Source organism: Nocardia sp. NPDC003726 (assembly GCF_053586955.1).
Genome location: NZ_JBSFNF010000024.1, coordinates 87,973 through 105,810 on the forward strand (window position 1 = coordinate 87,973; position 17,838 = coordinate 105,810).

A 17,838-nucleotide genomic window follows, 5' to 3' on the forward strand; every position below is an offset into this window, starting at 1 on the left:
TGGCAGGCTGACGCCCACGGTTGTTGTACACAGCACACTGCGGCGTCTGTTGCCAGAATGTCGGAGCAGGAGAGTGAGGGAGCGATGTTCGAGAGGTTCACCGACCGCGCGAGGCGTGTCGTTGTCCTGGCCCAGGAAGAGGCCCGGATGCTCAACCACAACTACATCGGCACCGAGCACATCCTGCTGGGGCTGATTCACGAGGGTGAGGGCGTCGCGGCCAAGTCGCTGGAGTCGCTCGGCATTTCGCTGGAAGGCGTGCGCAGCCAGGTGGAGGAGATCATCGGCCAGGGCCAGCAGGCCCCGTCCGGTCACATCCCGTTCACCCCGCGCGCCAAGAAGGTGCTGGAGCTGAGCCTTCGCGAAGCGCTGCAGCTCGGTCACAACTACATCGGCACCGAGCACATCCTGCTCGGCCTCATTCGTGAGGGCGAGGGCGTGGCGGCGCAGGTGCTGGTGAAGCTGGGCGCCGATCTCAATCGTGTGCGCCAGCAGGTCATCCAGCTGCTGTCCGGGTACCAGGGCAAGGAGCCGGTCGAGTCCGGCTCGCGCGGCGAGGCGGGCACCCCGTCCACTTCGCTCGTGCTCGACCAGTTCGGTCGCAACCTGACCCAGGCCGCGCTCGAGGGCAAGCTCGATCCGGTCATCGGCCGCTCGAAGGAGATCGAGCGGGTCATGCAGGTGCTCAGCCGCCGCACCAAGAACAATCCGGTGCTGATCGGCGAGCCCGGCGTCGGCAAGACCGCCGTCGTCGAGGGGCTCGCGCAGGCCATCGTCAACGGCGAGGTCCCCGAGACGCTGAAGGACAAGCAGCTCTACACCCTCGATCTGGGCTCCCTGGTCGCGGGCAGCCGCTACCGCGGTGACTTCGAAGAGCGCCTGAAGAAGGTGCTCAAGGAGATCAACACCCGCGGCGACATCATCCTGTTCATCGACGAGCTGCACACGCTGGTCGGTGCGGGCGCCGCCGAGGGCGCCATCGACGCGGCCTCGATCCTGAAGCCGAAGCTGGCCCGCGGCGAGCTGCAGACCATCGGCGCGACCACCCTCGACGAGTACCGCAAGTACATCGAGAAGGACGCCGCCCTGGAACGCCGGTTCCAGCCGGTGCAGGTGGGCGAGCCGACTGTCGAGCACACCATCAACATCCTCAAGGGTCTGCGCGACCGCTACGAGGCGCACCACCGGGTCTCCATCACCGACGGCGCGCTGGTGGCCGCGGCCACCCTGGCCGACCGCTACATCAACGACCGGTTCCTGCCGGACAAGGCGATCGACCTGATCGACGAGGCGGGCGCGCGGATGCGCATCCGTCGCATGACCGCTCCGCCGGACCTGCGCGAGTTCGACGACAAGATCGCCGAGGCCCGCCGGGAGAAGGAGTCCGCGATCGACGCGCAGGACTTCGAGAAGGCCGCGCGGCTGCGCGACAAGGAGAAGCAGCTCGTCGCCAAGCGGGCCGAGCGGGAGAAGCAGTGGCGTTCCGGTGACCTGGACGTCGTGGCCGAGGTCGACGACGAGCAGATCGCCGAGGTGCTGGCGAACTGGACCGGTATCCCGGTGTTCAAGCTCACCGAGGAGGAGACCACCCGTCTGCTCCGCATGGAGGACGAGCTGCACAAGCGGATCATCGGCCAGGAGGACGCGGTCAAGGCGGTCTCCAAGGCCATCCGCCGCACCCGTGCCGGCCTGAAGGACCCGAAGCGTCCGTCCGGCTCGTTCATCTTCGCCGGCCCGTCCGGCGTCGGTAAGACCGAGCTGTCCAAGGCGCTGGCGAACTTCCTGTTCGGCGACGACGACGCGCTCATCCAGATCGACATGGGCGAGTTCCACGACCGCTTCACCGCTTCGCGGCTGTTCGGCGCCCCTCCGGGCTACGTCGGCTACGAAGAGGGCGGCCAGCTCACCGAGAAGGTGCGCCGCAAGCCGTTCTCGGTCGTGCTGTTCGACGAGATCGAGAAGGCCCACCAGGAGATCTACAACACCCTGTTGCAGGTCCTGGAGGACGGTCGCCTGACCGACGGCCAGGGCCGGACCGTGGACTTCAAGAACACGGTGCTGATCTTCACCTCGAACCTCGGCACCTCGGACATCTCGAAGGCCGTCGGTCTTGGCTTCTCGCAGTCCAACAACGAGGGCTCGAACTACGAGCGGATGAAGCTCAAGGTCAACGACGAGCTGAAGAAGCACTTCCGGCCGGAGTTCCTCAACCGCATCGATGACGTGATCGTCTTCCACCAGCTCACCAACGAGCAGATCGTCGAGATGGTGGACCTGATGATCGGCCGCGTCGCCACGCAGCTGAAGAACAAGGACATGGCGATCGAGCTCACTCCGAACGCCAAGAACCTGCTGGCCAAGCGTGGCTTCGACCCCGTGCTCGGTGCCAGGCCGCTGCGCCGCACCATCCAGCGCGAGATCGAGGACCAGCTGTCGGAGAAGATCCTTTTCGGCGAGATCGGCCCCGGCCAGACCATCGAGGTCGACGTCGAGGGCTGGGACGGCGAGGGCTCCGGCGAGGACGCCAAGTTCACCTTCACCGGTAAGGCGAAGCTGACCAAGGCCGCGAGCGAGGAGAAGCCCGAAGTCGTGCTGACCGGCGCGACGGAAGGCTCCACCGAGGCCGCCTCGGGCGAGTAAGTCGCAACCGAAAAGCCCGTGCCCATCGTGGGCACGGGCTTTTTCGTGTTCTCGAGGTCGGGCGAACTCAGGAGCGGTCGGCGAGGTAGGCGAGGATCGGTGCGAAGTCGGCGGCGAGTTCGCCGGGCACGATCACCTCGTCGATACCGTACTTCTCCCGGCGGCGCTCGAGGATCTCGGCGGCGGCGGACGGTTCCGCGGGGATCATCCCCGCCGCGCCCGCGTCTGTGAGGGCGTCGGCGGTCAGGCCCAGCTTCGTCGCGGTCCAAATGGGCAGCCGCCCGCCGATGCCCACCACTTGGTGGGTGAAGCGCAGGGCGCGGTTGGTGGCGGCCCGTGCGGTGCGGACCAGCTCGGCCAGCTCCGCCTCGGTGGCACTGGGCCCTGCGGCCAACAGGATGCGGTCGGCGGCTTCGGCCGCGGTCGCCAGCATCCTGGGGCCGTTGGCGGCGACCACGACCGGCGGGGCGGGGTCCACCTCAGCGCGGACCGCGGCGATGGTGGCGACCAGGTGCGCGCGTCGCTGCGCGGGGGAACCCCAGGACGCGCCGAGCCACTGCGCGTCGGCGGCGGCGTCCGGCCGTCCCGAGCCGATCCCGAGTTCGAAACGCCCGTCCGACAGCAGTTGCAGGGCCGCCGTCTCGCGGACCGTGGCGGCGGGGGTGCGCAGCGGTGCGGCGAGGACGTTCGGGCGCAGCCGGATCGTGGTGGTCACGGCGGCCGCCGCGGCGAGGGCCGGGAACGGGGAAGGGGTGAACCGGGTGTCCGGCAGCAGAATGGTCCGGTAGCCCTGCTGCTCGGCCGCGGTCGCCGCGCGCGCCCAGTCGGTTCCCGAACGCGGTGTGAGAACGATGCCGAAGGTCATGCTCATAGTGGGATCTCCCGATCGTGAAGGCCGGTCAGCGCTTGCTGCCGCGCCGGGATTCGCTCAGGACGGCGAGCCTGCTGCGGTACTGGTCCTCGGTGATCTCCCCGCGGGCGAACGCGGTGCGCAGCGCGCCGATGCCGCTGCCGTGCCCGGTGAATCGCCTCCGGGCCAGGAGCAGCACCGCGATGACGGTCAGCCAGAACAGCAGCGGGAAAATCCAGAAGAACGGCCAGGGCTGCCACTCGCCGTCGTAGTGATCGGCCAGAAAACTCACCGCTTCGGGTCGAGTGAAAATATTCATGACGAAAGACTGCGCTCGAGGGCGGGCTGGGGGCATCGGTCGCGCGTCGGCACTCGGAATACGCCTGGAGACGTACCCGCGGAGTGTGAAATGTCCGCCCGCAGTGATTTACCAGTTATTTGCTGGACGTGACTCCCGGAGAAATATCTTGTTCGCTGAAAAATTGCTGTCTGCCGAAATGGAGTGCGGGAAGACCGTGCGGGACTGTGCTGCCGTGCCGCGCGAGGAAGGCATATTCGGCACTGGGCTACGACTGTGCGCTGGTCCTGGCCCTGGTGACGCGACGAAGCAGCCGAAGAAATGGGTGGACCACTCGTGCTGGCGGGGGTCCGACCGCGAACCGCGGAATACGACGTGGGTTTGCTCGCAGCTGGTCGCCGACCTGGAGTCTCTATTCGGAGGGCAGTGCGCTGGATCGTTCGCTTCGGTTCTTCTGGCAGTGCGCACCTGCGGCCGGGCGGCTCACTGCCAGCCGGGGCGGACCAGTCCGGATTCGTAAGCCATGACCACGAGCTGGGTGCGGTCCCTGGCCTGCAGTTTGGTGAGAATCCGGCTGACATGGGTGCGGGCGGTCGCGGGGCTCAGGTAGAGGCGTTCGGCGATCTCGGCATTCGTGAGTCCCTCGGCGACCAGCGTCATCACCTCGCGTTCGCGGTCGGTCAGCTCGGCGAGGGTGGACGGCGGCGGCGTTTTCGCGCGCGCGGAGAATTCCGCGATCAGCGTGCGGGTCACGCCGGGGGACAGCAGCGCGTCGCCGGCGGTGACCACGCGGACGGCGCGAACCAGATCGGCCGGTTCGGTGTGTTTGACCAGGAAGCCGGCCGCGCCGGAGCGCAGCGCCTCGAAGACGTACTCGTCGAGCTCGAAGGTGGTCAGCACGACCACGCGCACCTCGGTCAACGAAGGGTCCTCGGCGATCATGCGGGTGGCGGCCAAGCCGTCGAGGACGGGCATGCGGATGTCCATCAGCACCACGTCGGGACGCAGGCCGCGGGTCATCCGCACGGCCTGCTCGCCGTTGTCCGCCTCGCCGACCACGTCGATGCCGTCCTGGGCGTCCAGCAGCGCCACGAAACCGCCGCGCACCAACGCCTGATCGTCGGCCACGAGCACCCGGATGCCGCCGGAGGGAACCGAATCGTCGTGGTGCTGCATCGGGTCTCCTGTCGTGGGCCGACTCATCCCGTCAGGGCTGGGTGTGTCCGGCCGAGGTGCTCGGTCGTTCGGCCGTATCGGCGCGCAGGCCCGACATGTCGGATTCGGTCTCGCTGGGGCTGGTAGTCGCCGAGCGCGATGTTCCCGCACCCTGCCTCGCAGATTTCGATTCCGCGGAGCCTTGCCTCGGAGCTTCCGATTCCGGGGAACTCTTCCTCGTCGCGTCCGATGTCGCGTCGCCCTGCTCGGTCTTTCGTGCTGTCGCGAGGGCGCGTCGCGGTGTGCTCGGCTCGGCGTTCTGGTCCGGCGCTTGTGACACCGCGTTGTTCCGGTCCGGCGCCCCGCTCGGGGCCGCCGACCCCGGTGCCGAACGGTCCCCGGCCGCGCCGGGTTCGGGTGTACGCGTCGGTAGCCGGGCCGCGACCCGGAATCCGCCGCTGGGCCGTGGGCCCGCGGTGAGCGCGCCGCCGAGGGCGTGGGTGCGCTCCCGCATGCCGATGATGCCGTTGCCGCCGCCGTTGCCGGAGCGCGACGGGGCACTGGTCGGGCGGCTGTTGTCGACGGTGATGTCGACCGAGTCCGGGGTGTAGCGCACGGTCACGGCGGCGTCGGCGCCTGGCGCGTGCCGCAGCACGTTGGTCAGCGACTCCTGGATGATGCGCGCCGCCGCCACGTCGATGACGCTGGGCAACTGCTGCGGAGTGCCGAGCACTCGGGTGGTGACCGTCAGTCCGGTGGTGCGCGGACGCTGCAACAGCTCGTCCAAGTCGCCGATGCTCGGCGCGGGTGCGCGCGGGGCTGGCGGCGGCTCGGCCTCGGTCGCGCCACCGGTCTCCTCGGCGTTCGCGTCGGCTGTGGACGATTGCTCGGCGGGCGTCGCGGATTCGCTTCCGGAGCGAATCGTGTGCAGGAGCGCGTGCACTTCGGCCAGGGCGTCGCGACTGGCGTTCTTGATCGCCGTGAGCGCTGTCTCCGCCTGCTCGGGGCGTTTGTCGAGCAGTTCCAGCGCCACCGAGGACTGCACGTTGATCATCGACAGGCTGTGGGCCAGCACGTCGTGCAGTTCGCGGGCGATGGCGAGACGCTCTTCGCTGGCCCGCCGCTCGCGCTGCGCTTGCTCGTCCCTGCGCGCGGCCTCGGCGCGCTGCCCGCGCGCGACGAGCACGGCCTTGCGCTGGCGGATGCCCTCGGCCACCAGCAGCAGCACGGCCAGCCACGCCATCAGCGCGAACACCTGCCACAGGTTCGCGGGGCGGTCGAGCAGTGCGGGCAGCGGCCAGACCAGCGTCAGATACCCGAGCGGGACGAGAGGGTAGGTCCACCAACGCGGTCCGCTGCTGGCGGCGGTCAGGAATGCGACGACCAGCGAGACGAAGATCGGGCCGTACCCGTAGCCGTGCAGGAAGAACGCCACGCACACGGCGAGGACGACGATCAGCACGGGCAGCGGTTGCGCGCGCCGCCAGATCAGCGCCACCGGGCCGGCCAGCAACAACAGGTAGCCGAGCACGTCCAGGGAGTGCACTCCGGTCTGCCGCATGTTCGCGAAAGTGCCTCCGACCAACTGAACCGCGGCGACGACGAGCGCGACGCCCCAATCCCAGCCGACCGAACTCCGATCTGTCATCCCTGCCACCCGCACCCACGTAGCCTATGCGGCCCGGCTGGGATTCGACGTCCGCCTTGCAACGTATTTCGCGTGAATTGCGCCGATTCGGATGTCGGCGGACGGTCGCGGCGGCATCCCGGCCGAGCCGTCGTTCCAGCTACGTATGCCGATAGTCGCCCGGCGACGGATGTCCGCGCCGGGCCTGCGGCGGATTCTCGATGCATGGCAGATTCGATCGTGGTCACCCGAGGGTTGACCAAACGCTACGGGGAGCACACCGCCGTCGACGACGTGAACATGAGCGTCGCGTCCGGCGAGATCTACGGCTTCCTCGGCCCGAACGGCGCGGGCAAGACCACCACCCTGCGCATGCTGGCCGGGTTGATCCGCCCGAGCGAGGGCGCGGTCACGATCGCTGGGCATCGGCCCGGCGACCCCGCCGTGGTGCGCCGGATCGGCGTTCTCATCGAGGGTCCCGGCTTCTATCCCTACCTCTCCGGCCGGGACAACCTGCGCGTGCTCGCCGAATATCGCGGGCTCGGGCGGAGGGAGGTCGAAGACGCGCTCGAGCGAGTCGGGCTGGCCGGCCGCGGCGAGGACAAGTACCGCACCTACTCGCTGGGTATGAAACAGCGTCTCGGCGTCGGCGCGGCATTGCTGGGCAACCCCGACCTGCTCATTCTGGACGAGCCGACCAATGGCCTCGATCCAGCGGGGATGGCCGACATGCGAGAGCTGATCACCGCTGTGGCCGCTGAGGGCCGCACTGTGCTGTTGTCGAGCCACCTGCTCAGCGAAGTCCAGGCGATCTGCGACCGGGTCGGGGTGATCTCGCAGGGCAGGCTGCGCACCGAGGCGACCGTCGCGCAGCTGCGCGGCAACTCGTCGCTGCTGCTGCGCGCCGAGCCGGTGGAGGTGGCCCTGCCCGCGGTGCGACGGCTGGCGGGTGCGCGCTCGGCGTTGCTGACCGCGAAAGGCATCCGGATCGAGTCGGACACCGTGACCGCGCCCGCCGTGGCGCGCGCGGTCGTGGCGTCGGGGGCGGATCTGCTGGAACTGCGGGTCGAGGAGAAGTCCTTGGAGGAAGTGTTCTTCGAGATGACTGGATGGGAGACCGCGCGATGACCGGCACGGCGATCCGCGACCTGATCGCGAGCACGAAGGCCGAGATGCTGCGGCTGCGCAAGTGGCCCGCGTTCTGGATCATTCTCGGCACATGGATTCTGCTGAACCTCACGTTCGCCTATCTGTTCAACTATCTGGCCTACACCTCCGGGGAATCCAGCCGGATGTCCAACGGCTTGCCGCGCGATGTGCTGCTGCAACAGATGCTGCCCGCCGCGGTGCCCGAAGTGTTCACCCAAGGTATGGCCATGTTCGGCGGTGCGCTGATGCTCATTCTCGGCGCGCTGACCGTGGGCAGCGGATACGGTTGGGGCACCTGGAAAACGGCGTTCACTCAGGGGCCTTCGCGAGTACAGGCGGTCGCCGCGGTGGTGGTGAGCCTCGCGGCCGTGGTGGTGGCGCTGGTGTGCGCGGCGTTCGCCGCCGACATCGCGCTCGCCGCGCTGATCGCGGCGTCGCAGTCGCAGGCACTCACCGCGCCCGCGTTGGATCGGTCGCTGCTCGGCATCCTGACCGGCGTCGCCATTCTCGGTATGTGGACGCTGGCGGGGGCGCTGATCGGCGCCATCGCTCGCGGACCCGCGCTCGCGGTGGGGCTCGGCCTGGTCTGGGTGCTGGTGGTGGAGAACCTGTTGCGCGGCGTCGCCGGGATCTTCGCGCCGATCGAAGTGGTCACCGATCATCTGCCCGGCACGGCGGCCGGGTCGCTGGCGGGCGCGATGCGCACCGTGGACGGTCCCGCCACGCCCGGTGTGCTGCAGGTCCTTTCGCGGACGGAATCGCTGGTGGTGCTGGCCGCCTATCTGGCGCTGTTCGCGGTCGGCACGATTTGGCTGATGCGCGGACGCGATCTGGTGTGAACCACGAGGGGTGGCGAAACCGGTGGTGGATGTCGTCCACCGCCGGTTTCGTCGTTCATGGACTCACCCGAGGCCCGAGAACGGCTTCGGCGATGGCGCGCAGCGCATCGGTGATCTGTCCTGAGGTCAGCCCGCGCTCACGTTGCTGTCGGTAGACCTCCGCTGCCAGCGGTGCGAGCAGCGGGTCGACCAGCGCGTCCGGTTCGCGAATTCCCGCCGCGGCCAACAGTCCTCGCACATGCGCGTACCAGAAGCCGTAGGCGCCGGTCGCGAAGCGGGCTCCGCCGATTTCGGCGCCCAGCACCAGATGGGCGTGTGTATCGAGTAATTCGACCATCGCGGCGTAGAACGCGGCCAGCCGCTGTGCGGCCGGAGCTCCTGGACCCAGCGGCGGGGGGCCGGAAAGCAGTTTCTGTTGCAGCGCTCGCTCGTGTTCGTCCAGCAGCGAAACCGCCACCGAGGCGGTGTCCGGATAACGCCGGTAGAGGGTGCCGCGGCCGACGCCCGCGGCCTTCGCGATGTCGTCCATCGTCACCGTGCGCGGATCCCGGGTGGCGAACAACTCCGCGGCGGCGGCGAGCACTTTCGCCCGGTTGCGTGCGGCGTCCGCGCGTTCCGGCGCAGGCGCCGACCGGCCCGGCCCTTGACCGGTGAGCAGGTCGGATCGCGGTTCCATGCCGTGACTGTAGCCGATTCCGGGTTAAGTGGACAATATGTCCACATCGGTCGTATGGTTGTCCCGTCCGCAGAAATGGACATTCCGTCCGGTTATTCGGAGGTTCGATCATGAGCACCTTGTTGCACCTCGACGCCAGCGCTCGGCCGCGGTCGATCAGTCGGGAATTGAGCGCCGCTTTCGCGGAGGCGTGGCGCGTACGGCACCCGGACGGCCGCTATCTCTACCGTGACCTCGCCGCGCAGCCGGTGCCGTTTATCGGAGAGGCGTGGACCCAACTGTGCGACGCCGTGCTCGCGCTGCCGAGCACGGATCCCGAACGGCTCGGTGGATTGGCGCGCACTCCCGAACAGGCTGCCGCGTGGGAGGTCGTCGAGCCGCTGCTGGCCGAGCTGCTCGCGGCGGACGTGATCCTGATCGGCACCCCCATGTACAACTACTCGATCCCGGCCTCGCTCAAGGCATGGCTGGACCAGGTGACCTTTCCGCGAATGTCGCTGGGACACCGGCGGTTCGTCGTGACGAGCGCGCGAGGCGGCGCTTATTCGCCCGGCGCTCCCAAAGCGGCCTATGACTATCAGGAACGCTTTTTGCGCGACTTCTTCGCGGGCCATTTCGCGGTTTCCGACACCGTTTTCGTGCACGCGGAGTACGCCAACTCGCGCCAAGACCCGGCACTGGCACACTTGCGTGCCGAGCACGACAGGTCCCACGCTCGCGCTCTGGCGACCGCGAGTGACCTGGCCAGGGAGTACTGACATGAACTGGGTGGTCCTCGCCGCCGCCGGACTGGTGGAGATCGTCTGGTCGCAGAGCATCAAACCGACCGAGAATTTCACCAGGCTCGTCCCGACCCTGATCTGCTTCGTTCTCGGTGTCACCGCCGTGTACCTGCTGTCGCGGGCCATGCAGACGTTGCCGGTCGGCACCGCCTACGCGGTGTTCACCGGCATCGGCGCGCTCGGCGCGATCACGCTCGGCATCGTCGTCCACAAGGACCCGATCGGTGCGGGACGGTTGCTGGCCCTCGCTTTGATCCTCGGCGGCATCGTGCTGGCTCGGATCACGAATCCCGAGTAGAACAACGGATTCGTCTGGCGCGCCGCGCTTTACCGCGCCGATCGCGCGGCGTGGGTGCGCGGTGCGCCGAGGCGAACCCGATCGGCGAACCGGTGCGCCGGGGCGAGCCGGCCGGGGTAGGTTCGTGCTGAATCGTCAAACGATCATCGGCGAAAGGACCGTGATGCCCACACGTACCGCGCGTACTGCCTGGACCGGCACCCTGCAGGAGGGTTCGGGACAGGTCGAACTGGCCAGTTCAGGGGTCGGTAAGTACGACGTGTCGTTCCCCAAGCGTTCCGCCGAGGAGGCCGACGGCACCACCAGCCCGGAGGAGCTGATCGCGGCCGCGCACTCGTCCTGCTACGCGATGGCGCTCTCGGCGCAGATCGGCAACGCGGGCGGCACCCCGGAGAGCCTGGACGTCACCGCCGACGTGACCCTCGGCCCCGATCCGGCGGGCGGCTTCCGGATCACCGGCATCGAGCTGACCGTCCGCGGCCGCGTCTCCGGGATCGACGCCGACGCCTTCCAGGCCGCCGCCGAGGCCGCCAAGGCGGGCTGCCCCGTCAGCAAGGCCCTCGCCGGCGTCGACCACATCACCCTCGACGCCGCTCTCGCGTAGTTCGGCCACCGGTTTCGTGTCCCCACAGTGCGGGGGCACGAAACCGGTACGGAGTCAGCGTCCGCGGAAGTAGCGACGGGCGGGGCGGGTGTAGAGAGCCGGGATGGCGATCAGGACGGCTACGACGTGAACGGTACGAAGCGTCGCGAGCAGCAAGCCGACGGGTGGGGTGTCCCGGAACAGATCGCGGAATTCGTTCGCGGACATCGCCGCGGCGAGCGGCTCGATGATCAGGGACAGCAGACCGAGCACGCCGATGCCGACGGTGATCAGCAGGCGGGCCCAGCGGTCGCCGCGAGTCATACGCACCGCGACGGCCAGCACCAGCAGATAGATCGCGATGCGCAGGCCCAACCCGGTCGCCAGGCTCGTCGGGTCGGCCGTCGAGAAATCGCGGGCGGCCCGCGCGATCGCCTCGGCGCTACCCGCGACCAACGCGACGACCAGAGCGTTGAACGCGACGCGCACCGCGCGCGGCGGTCCGGAAGGGGCTGCGCCCCGCGATGCGGGCCGGACGGAAAAGGCAGTGCCGGTCATGGGGCCGACACTGCCTCACTGCTTCCGAACGCGAATCACCCTGCGGTAGCGGGCGCTACCGATACCGGAGTATCGGTGCGTGTGGCGAACTCGGTGAGCGCGGCGAAGCCGAGCGCCAGGCAGGCCCACAGAGTCGCGGTCTCGGCCAGCGAGGCCACCCGGAACTGCCACAGCAGGGTGGCCGGGAAGTCCGCGCTCACCTCGTTCACGCCGGGCAGCAGGACGTAGCCGAGCGCGGTGACCAGCATGAACGCCGCGACGCCGCCGATCAGCCGGAACGTGGGCAGCTGGGTGCGCAGCGCGGTGAACGCCGCCACCGCCGCACCGACCGCGACGATGCCCAGCACAACGGCGGCCAGCCACAGCAGAGTGCGCTCGTTGATGGTGTCGGGGTCGCCGACCGCGGGCGGGTTGGCCGGGTACTTGAAGAACGGCACCGCGACGATCGCGGCCCAACCGGCCACACCGAGCGTCAGCGCGAGCCGCGGCCCGGACAGCGTGGTGTAGCGCCGCGCGAAGTGCGCGACCGAGGCGTAGATGGCGCCGAGCGCGAGACCGGCCAGGCCGAGGGCGAGAAACTGCCCGAACTTCTGGCCGCCGCGGCTCACCAGCGCTTCTTCCTCGTCACCGTGGGAATGGCCGCCGGGCGATTCGGCGTGCTCGCCGTGGGAGTGCCCGTCCGGCGATTCGGCGTGTGAGCTGTGCGCTTCCTCGATGGCGATGGCCGCGTCGACTTTGGGTTCGCCGACGAAATAACCGACTGTGGCGGCCAGCAGTCCGGCGATCAGACCGGCCAGCAGGCCGCGCAGCAGCAGGGTTCGAAGCGAACCGATCAGTGGCACGGAAGCCCCAGCAGGTGACGTCCGTCGTGCATCAGCTCATGCAGGTACATCCCGCTGCGCGAGATGACGCCCTGATCGAAGCCGACCAGGTACAGCGTGAGCAGTGCGAGAAGAACGACACCGACCGTGACGAGCACGGTGGCCAGGGAATCGGTTGCCCGGCTGGGTGAATGCGCGATGGCCATTCGAGTCCTCCTTGGGATACGCGTCCCTTAGGGTGGTGGCGCGACGGTGCCGGTGTCTGGCTTTCCGGCACCGGACTCGGTGCGTGGAACACAGTGGCGCGACCGCTCCGGAATCTCACCGGAATTACCGCGTCACCCTCGCGTTTGTCCCTCGAACTGTGACACCCGCACACCCTCGGCGTCAACCGGGTCCGGCACGGGCGTACCACGGCGTCGGGCGAGTCGCCGGGCAGGCTGGCCTGCCCGGCGGTGCGGCGCGCAGTCAGTTCGCGGGTTTGGCGTCCACGTCGAGCACGACCTCGAACTCGAGCAGCGACGCACCCGTCGAGACCGGCTTCTGACGCTCGCCCGCATGCGCCTCGCGCGCGGGCCCGTCCCGCCAAGCCGCGAAGGACTCTTCCGAGTCCCACTGGGTGACAACGAAATACCGCTTCTCTCCGGCCACCGGGCGCAACAGCTGGAAGCCGAGGAAGCCGGGGGAGTTCTCGACCGCGTGCGCGCGGTGGGCGAACCGCTTCTCCAACTCGGGGCCCGCGCCCTCGGGAACCTCGATCGCGTTGATCTTCACAACAGCCATGTGTCCAAGCTAGCGGCTGCCGCCGAGCAGATGCTCGGTGCCTCGTATTGTCGAACCGATGTTGCACGACGAAGGCGGAGCAGGCGCGCCGATCCTGCTGCTGCACGGACTGATGGGCAGCGCGCGCACGTGGCGCGATCAGCTGGGCTGGCTGCGCGAGCACGGCCACGTCTACACCTTCGACGCCGCCGGGCACGGCAGGCCGGCGCCCGCGGAGCTGACGACCGAGGCCTTCGTCGCCGACCTCGCCGCCCGCACCGCCGCGATCGAAGAGCCGATGGTCGTGATCGGGCATTCGATGGGGGCGCTGCACGGCTGGGTATTCGCGGCGACCCACCCCGACCGGGTACGCGCGCTGGTGATCGAGGACATCGCGCCGGACTTCACCGGCCGCACCGCCGCGCACTGGGCGGCGATGATCGAGGCGTGGCCGCAACCGTTCCCCGACGAGGAGGCCATGCTGTCGTTCTTCGGGCCGGTCGCCGGGCGCTACTTCTCGAACGCCTTCGAACACGGGCCGGAGGGATACCGGCTGCACGGCTCGGTCGCCACCTTCCGCGATATCTCCGAGGAGTGGGGGACACGCGATTTCTGGCAGCAATGGCATGCGGTGCGGGTGCCCGCGCTGCTGCTGGAGGGCGAGCACAGCATCACACCGCCGGGGCAGATGCGGCAGATGGCCGCCGCCCATCCGCACGCCGAACACGTGTTGGTGCCGGGCGCGGGCCATCTCGTGCACGACGATCAGCCCGACCGCTACCGAGCGGAAGTCGAGCGCTTCCTACGGCGAGTGCTCGCCAGCTAGCGGCACGGAATCATCGCGGCGTTCGTCAGTTGTCGAATCCGGTGGCCCCGCCTTCGCCCGCCAACGCGAACAGGCCGTCGGGCGTCTGCTCGATCAAGCCGTCCACCAGCAGCGAGTCCAACGCGCGGTCGCGCTGGCCCGGGTCGCGGGTCCAGGCCAGATCCAAGCGGACCCGCTCCACCGGCCCGCTCGCGTGCCGCAGGACATCCAGCAGCCTGCCGCGCGCTTGGCGGTCGGTGCCCTCGTATTTCTGGGTGCGGCGGACCACCTCGCTCGCCGGCCGTCCCGCGGTGACCCACGCGCAACTCGGCAGCGGGCAGCGCGAGCAATCGGGGGTGCGGGCCGTGCATACGGTCGCGCCGAGTTCCATGAGGGCGGCGGAGAACACCGCGGCGCGGTCGATCCGCAGCGGCAGCAGCGCCTCGGTCTCGGGCAGATCCCGCGACGAGGGGTTACCCGCTTCCGCGCGCCCGTGCACCGCCCTGGCAACCACACGGCGGACGTTCGTGTCCACCACGGGAACGCGTTGTCCGTACGCGAAACAGGCGACGGCGCGCGCGGTGTACGCGCCGATGCCGGGCAGCCCGAGCAGAACCTCCACATCGGCGGGCACCTCGTCGCCGTGCTCGCTCGCCAGCACCCTCGCGCACTCGTGCAGCCGCAGCGCACGGCGCGGATAGCCGAGCTTGCCCCAGGCGCGCAGCACTTCCGCCTGCGACGAGGCGGCCATCGCCGAAGGCACCGGCCAGCGCGCCACCCATTCCCGCCAGATCGGTTCGACCCGGACCACCGGAGTTTGCTGGAGCATGATCTCGCTCATCAGGATCTGCCATGCGGTGACGCCGGGGCGGCGCCACGGCAGATCGCGCGCGGTCTCCGCGTACCAGTCCAGCAACGTGTCGGCGTCGATGCCGTTCGGTGCGCCGTTCCGCACTGTCCTCACCATCCCCGTACTACTGCTGCCAGGCGACATTTGCCCGCCCGTAACCGACCGAACTCGCTGGTAACCGTAACCGTCCTGCACAATGGTCGGTATGCCGGATTCCAACCCGATCAGTGCCTGGAAGTCCTTGCGCGAAGGAAACGACCGCTTCGTCAGCGGCGCGCTGCTGCATCCTAGCCAGGGTGCCGCCGACCGGGCCAAACTCGTCAGTGGCCAGCACCCGCACGCGATCCTGTTCGGCTGCGGCGACTCCAGGGTCGCCGCGGAGTTGATCTTCGACCAGGGTCTCGGCGACATGTTCGTCGTTCGTACCGCGGGCCATGTGGTCGACAGCTCGGTGCTCGGCTCGATCGAGTACGGCGTGCAGGTGCTCAACGTGCCGCTCATCGTAGTGCTCGGCCACGACAGCTGCGGCGCCGTCAAGGCCACCATCGACGCGCTCGACGGCGGCGAGGTGCCGGGCGGATTCATCCGCAGCGTGGTCGAGCGGGTCGCGCCGTCCATTCTGGTCGGCCGCCGCGAAGGCTTGTCCACCGTCGACGAGATGGAGGCCAGGCACGTGGTGGAGACCAGCCGCCTGCTCATGCAGCGGTCGATGATCATCTCGCAGCGGGTCGCGACCGGCGAGCTCGCCATCGCCTGCGTGACCTACAAGCTGGCCGAGGGCAAGGCGCAGTTGCACCGGGTCGTCGGCAACATCGGCGAGGTGGTCTGAGCCGCGGCACGCCCGCGCCGGGGTCGGCGTGCCGGCGGAATGTACTCGCCGCCCGCGGGCGCACGCGGCCGACACGCCGTGCCCCTGAGACGATGCGCCCGATGGTGCCCTTACCGTTGAGACGTGCTGGAACCGAATGGACCGCTGCCACCGGAGATCTATTGGCGTCGACGCGTGTTCGCCATCGGAATCCTGGTGGTCGCCCTGGCGCTGGTGATCTGGGTCGTGCTCGCGGTCGTACGCGGCGGCGACTCGCCCGGTGACGCCGCGGCCGGCGGGACCAGCTCGGCCGTGACCAAGTCCGCCGACGCGGCGGCCAAGCCCTCGGCCGAGTCCGGCGCGCCCAAGTCCTCCGCGGCGGCCACCACCCTCGCGGCCGGACCGTGCCCGGACCAATCGCTGGCGATCAAGGTGACCGTCGAGCAGCCCACCTACAAAACGGGTGAGCAGCCGGTGTTCGGGATCGTCATCACCAACATCTCGGCGGTGGCGTGCACCCGTGACATGGGTTCCGGCCTCCAGCAGGTCTCGGTGCACACGCTCGACGGCCAGCGGCGTCTGTGGTCGAGCACCGACTGCTATCCCGATGGTCAGCCCGACGTCCGCACGATGGGCCGCGGTGAGCAGGCGGCGTTCACTGTCACCTGGTCGGGCACCACGTCCCAGCCGAACTGCGCGGGCGAACGCGTCCAAGTCCCACCGGGGCCCTACAGCGTCGTGGCGCAGCTGGGTTCGGTACGCAGCATGGCCGAGCCGTTCAACATCGCTTGAGAGGGGAGGGGTCAGCTGGCGGCCTCCTCAGGGGCGGCGCGTAGTTTGCGCAGGCCCGCTATGCGGATGGCGGAGCGCAGGTCGGTGACCTCGTGGATCTTCATGGTGCTTTTCACCGGGGCCAGGCCGGGGGGCACCAGGGCAGTGGTGAAGCCGAGGCGTTCGGCTTCGGCCAATCTGCGGTTGACGCCGGTCACCTTGCGGACTTCGCCCGCCAGTCCGACCTCTCCGAGGATCACCCAGCCAGGAGGAATCGGGACATCGGACTCGGCGCTGGCGATGGCGAGCGCGATGGCGAGGTCGGCCGACGGCTCGACCAAGCGCATACCGCCGACGGTCGCGGCGTACACATCGCTCTTGCCGAGGAACACCCGGCCGCGGCTCTGCAGGACGGCAAGCACCATGGCGACCCGGTTGTAGTCCAGGCCGCTGACCGCGCGGCGCGGTTGCGGAATCTCGGTCTTCACCGTCAGGCCCTGCACCTCGCCGACCAGCGGACGCTTGCCGTCCATCGCGACCGTCACCGCCGTGCCGGGCACGGAATCCGTCCGGTGGTGCAGGAACAGGCCGGACGGGTCGTCCACGCAGGCGATGCCGTCCTCGTGCAACTCGAAGCAGCCGACCTCGTCGGCGCTGCCGAAGCGGTTCTTGATGCCGCGCACCATGCGCAGCGTGGAGTTCTTGTCGCCTTCGAACTGGAGCACCACGTCGACCAGGTGCTCGAGCGTGCGCGGGCCCGCGACGTTGCCGTCCTTGGTGACGTGCCCGACCAGCAGCACCGCGATGCCGCTCGCCTTGGCCAGCGAAGTCAGGGCCGCGGTCACCTCGCGCACCTGGGTGACGCCGCCGATCACGCCGTCCACCTCAGGGGCGAGCATGGTCTGCACCGAGTCGACCACCAGCAGCGTCGGCCGCACCTGCTCGACGTGTCCGAGCACGATCGACAGGTCCGACTCCGCCGCCAGATAGACCCGGTCGTGCACCGCTCCGGTGCGATCGGCCCGCAACCGGACCTGCCCCGCCGACTCCTCGGCGGTGACGTACAGCGACTTCTCGTCCCGCTGGGCCGCCCAGCGATGCGCCACCTCGAGCAGCAGCGTCGACTTGCCCACTCCCGGCTCGCCGGACAGCAACACCACCGATCCCGGCACCACCCCGCCGCCGAGCACCCGGTCCAACTCGGTGACACCCGTCGGCCGCGCTTTGGTGATCTTGGAGTCGATCTGCGAGAGCGGCGCGGCCGCGGTGCTCGGCAACATCGCCTTGCGCCCCGGCGAACCGACCGCACCCGCCGCGGCGACTACCTCCTCAACGGTGCCCCAAGCCCCGCACTCAGGACACTTGCCCACCCATTTCGCGACCTCGTGCGAACAGGCGGAGCAGCGAAAGGTCGGCTTCGTCTTTGCCACACCGGCACCATACGCACCGGCTGTGTTTGATTTCCAGCGCCTGCGGCGCTGGGTGTTCGCGGCCCCTTATGGCTCGCGTGTGCGCGACCGCCGCTTGCTCCTTCGGGGCCAACGCGGGGGCCCGGCGCACGCGAGG

The 17,838-nt window shown here is 69.2% G+C and carries 20 protein-coding genes and 1 riboswitch; of the genes, 9 read left to right on the plus strand and 11 right to left on the minus strand.

All coding sequences use genetic code 11. From position 1 onward, the window contains the following. Window positions 1–84 precede the first annotated feature (84 nt). Window positions 85–2,640: an ATP-dependent Clp protease ATP-binding subunit gene (locus ACWDMM_RS26795; RefSeq protein WP_067794648.1), complete on the plus strand. Its 2,556-nt coding sequence runs from the start codon at window positions 85–87 to the stop codon at window positions 2,638–2,640. A gap of 67 nt (window positions 2,641–2,707) precedes the next feature. Here ACWDMM_RS26795 and ACWDMM_RS26800 read toward each other — a convergent pair whose 3' ends face one another. From ACWDMM_RS26800 to ACWDMM_RS26815, 4 genes are all read right to left on the minus strand, one after another. Further along, window positions 2,708–3,511 carry an LLM class flavin-dependent oxidoreductase gene (locus tag ACWDMM_RS26800; protein ID WP_323124578.1) on the minus strand — a complete coding sequence of 268 codons (804 nt, stop codon included), beginning with the start codon at window positions 3,509–3,511 and terminating at the stop codon, window positions 2,708–2,710. Between the two features lie 28 nt (window positions 3,512–3,539). Then, window positions 3,540–3,809 carry an SHOCT domain-containing protein gene (locus ACWDMM_RS26805; RefSeq protein ID WP_323124579.1) on the minus strand — a complete coding sequence of 90 codons (270 nt, stop codon included), beginning with the start codon at window positions 3,807–3,809 and terminating at the stop codon, window positions 3,540–3,542. A 462-nt stretch (window positions 3,810–4,271) separates the two neighbouring features. Beyond that, window positions 4,272–4,964, minus strand: a complete 693-nt coding sequence (locus ACWDMM_RS26810) for a response regulator (protein WP_195078023.1) — start codon at window positions 4,962–4,964, stop codon at window positions 4,272–4,274. A gap of 31 nt (window positions 4,965–4,995) precedes the next feature. Next, a complete protein-coding gene (locus tag ACWDMM_RS26815) occupies window positions 4,996–6,591 on the minus strand; it encodes a histidine kinase (RefSeq protein WP_357110682.1) in 1,596 nt (531 codons plus the stop codon). A 204-nt stretch (window positions 6,592–6,795) separates the two neighbouring features. Here ACWDMM_RS26815 and ACWDMM_RS26820 point away from each other — a divergent pair, with 204 nt between their 5' ends. Together ACWDMM_RS26820 and ACWDMM_RS26825 are read left to right on the plus strand one after the other, a co-directional pair. After that, window positions 6,796–7,698, plus strand: a complete 903-nt coding sequence (locus ACWDMM_RS26820) for an ABC transporter ATP-binding protein (protein ID WP_357110685.1) — start codon at window positions 6,796–6,798, stop codon at window positions 7,696–7,698. Continuing rightward, window positions 7,695–8,558, plus strand: a complete 864-nt coding sequence (locus tag ACWDMM_RS26825) for an ABC transporter permease (protein ID WP_357208975.1) — start codon at window positions 7,695–7,697, stop codon at window positions 8,556–8,558. The genes ACWDMM_RS26820 and ACWDMM_RS26825 overlap by 4 nt, the downstream gene beginning before the upstream one ends. Before the next feature lie 55 nt (window positions 8,559–8,613). Here the strand turns inward: ACWDMM_RS26825 and ACWDMM_RS26830 are convergent, their stop codons facing one another. Next, entirely contained in the window at window positions 8,614–9,234 is a 621-nt protein-coding gene (locus ACWDMM_RS26830) for a TetR/AcrR family transcriptional regulator (RefSeq protein ID WP_449940094.1), read from the minus strand. A 110-nt stretch (window positions 9,235–9,344) separates the two neighbouring features. On the opposite strand from ACWDMM_RS26830, the gene ACWDMM_RS26835 reads away from it, so the two are divergent. The 3 genes from ACWDMM_RS26835 (at window position 9,345) to ACWDMM_RS26845 (ending at window position 10,918) form a co-directional block, all read left to right on the plus strand. Further along, entirely contained in the window at window positions 9,345–9,992 is a 648-nt protein-coding gene (locus tag ACWDMM_RS26835; RefSeq protein ID WP_357110692.1) for an FMN-dependent NADH-azoreductase, read from the plus strand. 1 nt (window position 9,993) lies between these two features. Beyond that, window positions 9,994–10,314 (plus strand): DMT family transporter, encoded by a 321-nt coding sequence (locus ACWDMM_RS26840; RefSeq protein WP_195078029.1) that lies wholly within the window; start codon window positions 9,994–9,996, stop codon window positions 10,312–10,314. A 163-nt stretch (window positions 10,315–10,477) separates the two neighbouring features. Further along, window positions 10,478–10,918, plus strand: coding sequence for an OsmC family peroxiredoxin (locus ACWDMM_RS26845; protein ID WP_067794871.1), 441 nt, complete (start codon window positions 10,478–10,480; stop codon window positions 10,916–10,918). Between the two features lie 54 nt (window positions 10,919–10,972). On the opposite strand, the gene ACWDMM_RS26850 is transcribed toward ACWDMM_RS26845, so the two are convergent. The 4 genes from ACWDMM_RS26850 to mhuD all read right to left on the minus strand — a co-directional run bounded on the left by ACWDMM_RS26850 (window position 10,973) and on the right by mhuD (window position 13,059). Continuing rightward, on the minus strand, window positions 10,973–11,455 hold the full coding sequence (locus ACWDMM_RS26850) for a hypothetical protein (RefSeq protein ID WP_357110696.1): 483 nt from the start codon (window positions 11,453–11,455) through the stop codon (window positions 10,973–10,975). A gap of 35 nt (window positions 11,456–11,490) precedes the next feature. Continuing rightward, window positions 11,491–12,297 (minus strand): CbtA family protein, encoded by an 807-nt coding sequence (locus ACWDMM_RS26855; RefSeq protein WP_357110699.1) that lies wholly within the window; start codon window positions 12,295–12,297, stop codon window positions 11,491–11,493. Next, the gene (locus tag ACWDMM_RS26860; RefSeq protein ID WP_039794710.1) at window positions 12,288–12,482 is read right to left on the minus strand and encodes a CbtB domain-containing protein; all 195 of its coding nucleotides are present in this window, start codon (window positions 12,480–12,482) and stop codon (window positions 12,288–12,290) included. Before ACWDMM_RS26860 ends, ACWDMM_RS26855 begins: the two co-directional genes overlap by 10 nt. 30 nt (window positions 12,483–12,512) lie before the next feature. After that, a riboswitch (cobalamin riboswitch) is annotated at window positions 12,513–12,664 on the minus strand. A gap of 80 nt (window positions 12,665–12,744) precedes the next feature. Then, window positions 12,745–13,059 (minus strand): mycobilin-forming heme oxygenase MhuD, encoded by a 315-nt coding sequence (mhuD, locus tag ACWDMM_RS26865; protein WP_039794711.1) that lies wholly within the window; start codon window positions 13,057–13,059, stop codon window positions 12,745–12,747. Window positions 13,060–13,117: 58 nt separating this feature from the next. Between mhuD and ACWDMM_RS26870 the strand changes: the two genes are divergently transcribed. Then, entirely contained in the window at window positions 13,118–13,864 is a 747-nt protein-coding gene (locus tag ACWDMM_RS26870; RefSeq protein WP_195078032.1) for an alpha/beta fold hydrolase, read from the plus strand. A 25-nt stretch (window positions 13,865–13,889) separates the two neighbouring features. Here the strand turns inward: ACWDMM_RS26870 and ACWDMM_RS26875 are convergent, their stop codons facing one another. After that, window positions 13,890–14,810: an A/G-specific adenine glycosylase gene (locus ACWDMM_RS26875; RefSeq protein WP_357110704.1), complete on the minus strand. Its 921-nt coding sequence runs from the start codon at window positions 14,808–14,810 to the stop codon at window positions 13,890–13,892. An 88-nt stretch (window positions 14,811–14,898) separates the two neighbouring features. On the opposite strand from ACWDMM_RS26875, the gene ACWDMM_RS26880 reads away from it, so the two are divergent. Both ACWDMM_RS26880 and ACWDMM_RS26885 read left to right on the plus strand, forming a co-directional pair. Continuing rightward, window positions 14,899–15,522, plus strand: a complete 624-nt coding sequence (locus ACWDMM_RS26880; RefSeq protein WP_195078033.1) for a carbonic anhydrase — start codon at window positions 14,899–14,901, stop codon at window positions 15,520–15,522. 123 nt (window positions 15,523–15,645) lie between these two features. Continuing rightward, window positions 15,646–16,293 (plus strand): hypothetical protein, encoded by a 648-nt coding sequence (locus ACWDMM_RS26885; RefSeq protein WP_357110707.1) that lies wholly within the window; start codon window positions 15,646–15,648, stop codon window positions 16,291–16,293. An 11-nt stretch (window positions 16,294–16,304) separates the two neighbouring features. Here ACWDMM_RS26885 and radA read toward each other — a convergent pair whose 3' ends face one another. Then, window positions 16,305–17,702, minus strand: coding sequence for a DNA repair protein RadA (gene radA / locus ACWDMM_RS26890; protein WP_195078035.1), 1,398 nt, complete (start codon window positions 17,700–17,702; stop codon window positions 16,305–16,307). Window positions 17,703–17,838: the final 136 nt, after the last annotated feature.